This is a genomic window from Pseudarthrobacter sp. 01T43, assembly GCF_056398665.1.
The window spans coordinates 1-2,874 of record NZ_JBFTPV010000052.1; the positions used below are offsets into that span (position 1 = coordinate 1).

Genomic DNA, 2,874 nt, shown 5'->3' on the forward strand with positions numbered 1-2,874 from the left:
ACCCGTCACAAGGGTGGTGGCCACAAGCGCCAGTACCGTCTGATCGACTTCCGTCGCCACGACAAGGACGGCGTCAACGCCCGCGTTGCCGAAATCGAGTACGATCCGAACCGCACGGCTCGCATCGCCCTCCTGCACTACGTTGATGGCACCAAGCGTTACATCATCGCCCCGAACAAGCTCGCCCAGGGTGACGTTGTAGAGGCAGGTTCCGGTGCTGACATCAAGCCCGGTAACAACCTGCCCCTGCTCAACATCCCGGTGGGTACCGTCATCCACGCAGTTGAACTGCGCCCGGGTGGCGGCGCCAAGATGGGCCGCTCCGCCGGCGCATCGATCCAGCTTGTTGCCAAGGAAGGCCGCTTCGCCCAGCTGCGTCTGCCTTCCGGCGAAATCCGCAACGTTGATGTGCGCTGCCGCGCAACCATCGGCGAGGTCGGCAACGCCGAGCAGTCGAACATTAACTGGGGCAAGGCCGGCCGTATGCGGTGGAAGGGCGTTCGCCCGACCGTCCGTGGTGTCGCCATGAACCCGGTTGAYCACCCGCACGGTGGTGGCGAGGGTAAGACGTCCGGTGGACGTCACCCCGTCAACCCGAACGGTAAGCGTGAGGGCCGCACCCGCCGCCCGAACAAAGAGAGCGACAAGCTTATTGTGCGTCGTCGTCGTACTGGCAAGAACAAGCGATAGGAGCCTGGACACATGCCACGCAGCCTGAAAAAAGGTCCTTTCGTTGACCAGCACCTCTTTGTGAAGGTGGACAGGGAAAACGAAAAGGGCACCAAGAACGTCATYAAGACCTGGTCCCGCCGTTCGATGATCRTCCCSGACATGCTSGGKCACACGATYGCCGTWCACGACGGACGCAAGCACATTCCGGTGTTTGTCACYGAGTCGATGGTCGGGCACAAGCTCGGCGAATTCGCTCCCACGCGGACATTCCGCGGCCATGTCAAGGACGACCGTAAGGGCAAGCGCCGCTAGGCGCCTGCACTTACGTCAAAGACGAGAGAAGGAAAGCAATGGAAGCCAAGGCAATTGCGCGTCACATCCGCGTAACGCCTATGAAGGCCCGGCGCGTCGTCAACCTTGTTCGTGGTAAGCAAGCGAATGAGGCTCTGGCAATTCTGAAGTTTGCCCCGCAGGCAGCTTCAGAGCCGGTATTCAAGGTAGTTCAGTCGGCAATCTCCAACGCCCGGGTCCTCGCGGACCGCGACGGTGTTGCGTTTGACGAAGGTGACCTCATCATCAGCGAAGCGTTTGTTGATGAAGGCCCGACCATGAAGCGGTTCCAGCCGCGAGCCCAGGGTCGTGCATTTCAGATCAAGAAGCGCACGAGCCACATCACCGTGGTAGTCGCTACCCCGGAGAAAGAGGAGGCTCGCTAAGTGGGACAGAAAGTTAACCCGCACGGGTTCCGACTCGGCATCACCACCGATCACGTATCGCACTGGTTTGCTGACAGCACCAAGGCCGGACAGCGGTACAAGGACTTCGTTCGCGAAGACATCCGTATCCGCCAGCTCATGTCCACGGGCATGGAGCGCGCCGGTATCGCCAAGGTTGAGATCGAGCGCACCCGTGACCGTGTCCGCGTGGATATCCACACGGCACGTCCCGGCATCGTTATCGGCCGCCGCGGCGCTGAAGCAGACCGCATCCGCGGCGAGCTTGAGAAGCTCACGGGCAAGCAGGTTCAGCTGAACATCCTCGAGGTCAAGAACCCCGAGATGGAAGCTCAGCTTGTTGCCCAGGGCGTTGCTGAGCAGCTGACTTCCCGCGTGGCTTTCCGCCGTGCGATGAAGAAGGCCATGCAGTCCGCGCAGCGTGCAGGTGCCAAGGGCATCCGTATCGCCTGCTCCGGTCGACTGGGTGGCGCTGAAATGTCCCGCTCGGAGTTCTACCGCGAAGGCCGTGTGCCCCTGCACACCCTCCGCGCGAACATCGACTACGGCTTCTACGAGGCCAAGACCACCTTCGGCCGCATCGGCGTGAAGGTCTGGATCTACAAGGGTGACGTCACCGCCAAGGAACTGGCTCAGCAGGCAGCTGCTGCTCCGTCCCGCGGCCGYGGYCCSAGCGAYCGCCCGGGCCGCCCGGGTGGCGCTGACCGTGGTGACCGCCGYCGTCGTACCGACCGTCCGGCAGCAGAGGCAGCTCCGGCTGCCGAAGCTCCGGCAGTTGAGGCTGCACCCGCTGCAGTAGAAGGAGGACAGGCTTAAATGCTTATCCCACGTCGAGTCAAGCACCGTAAGCAGCACCACCCGGGTCGTTCCGGCGCTGCTACGGGCGGCACCAAGGTCTCCTTCGGTGAGTACGGTATCCAGGCCCTGAGCCCGGCATACGTAACCAACCGTCAGATCGAGTCTGCCCGTATCGCGATGACCCGCCACATCAAGCGTGGCGGCAAGGTCTGGATCAATATTTACCCGGACCGTCCGATCACGAAGAAGCCCGCCGAAACCCGCATGGGTTCCGGTAAGGGTTCACCGGAGTGGTGGGTCGCTAACGTCAAGCCGGGACGGGTTCTCTTTGAGATCTCCGGCGTCGAAGAATCGGTAGCTCGCGAGGCCCTGCGCCTGGCAATCCACAAGCTCCCGTTGAAGGCACGCATTTTGCGTCGCGAAGGTGGTGAATAGAAATGGCAGTAGGATCCAAGGAACTGGCATCCGCACAGCTGGACACGTTCGACAACGAGCGCCTCGTTGAAGAACTCCGTAAGGCTAAGGAAGAGCTGTTCAACCTGCGTTTCCAGTCCGCCACCGGTCAGCTGGAGAACCACGGTCGCCTGCGCGCGGTAAAGAAGGACATCGCACGCATCTACACCGTTCTCCGTGAGCGCGAGCTGGGCATTCGTGCCGAGGTTGCCGCACC

The 2,874-nt window shown here is 62.0% G+C and carries 6 protein-coding genes; all 6 read left to right on the forward strand.

Translation table 11 applies throughout. From position 1 onward, the window contains the following. On the forward strand, positions 1-690 hold a 690-nt coding region (rplB, locus tag AC1DIM_RS19620), incomplete at its 5' end, for a 50S ribosomal protein L2 (RefSeq protein ID WP_477712153.1). Positions 691-702: 12 nt separating this feature from the next. Then, complete coding sequence (gene rpsS / locus AC1DIM_RS19625; protein ID WP_477712154.1) at positions 703-984, forward strand: 30S ribosomal protein S19; 282 nt, start codon at positions 703-705, stop codon at positions 982-984. Between the two features lie 38 nt (positions 985-1,022). Beyond that, positions 1,023-1,388, forward strand: a complete 366-nt coding sequence (rplV, locus tag AC1DIM_RS19630; RefSeq protein ID WP_003803798.1) for a 50S ribosomal protein L22 — start codon at positions 1,023-1,025, stop codon at positions 1,386-1,388. After that, on the forward strand, positions 1,389-2,222 hold the full coding sequence (rpsC, locus tag AC1DIM_RS19635) for a 30S ribosomal protein S3 (protein ID WP_190987322.1): 834 nt from the start codon (positions 1,389-1,391) through the stop codon (positions 2,220-2,222). Beyond that, positions 2,223-2,639 carry a 50S ribosomal protein L16 gene (rplP, locus tag AC1DIM_RS19640; protein WP_190987321.1) on the forward strand — a complete coding sequence of 139 codons (417 nt, stop codon included), beginning with the start codon at positions 2,223-2,225 and terminating at the stop codon, positions 2,637-2,639. Between the two features lie 2 nt (positions 2,640-2,641). Further along, a partial coding sequence (rpmC, locus tag AC1DIM_RS19645) for a 50S ribosomal protein L29 (RefSeq protein ID WP_477712155.1) occupies positions 2,642-2,874 on the forward strand: 233 nt, incomplete at its 3' end.

Coding starts and splice junctions, on each gene's coding strand:
- rplV (WP_003803798.1), top strand. CDS start 1,023: ATGGAAGCCAAGGCAATTGCGCGTCACATCCGCGTAACGCCTATGAAG.
- rplP (WP_190987321.1), top strand. CDS start 2,223: ATGCTTATCCCACGTCGAGTCAAGCACCGTAAGCAGCACCACCCGGGT.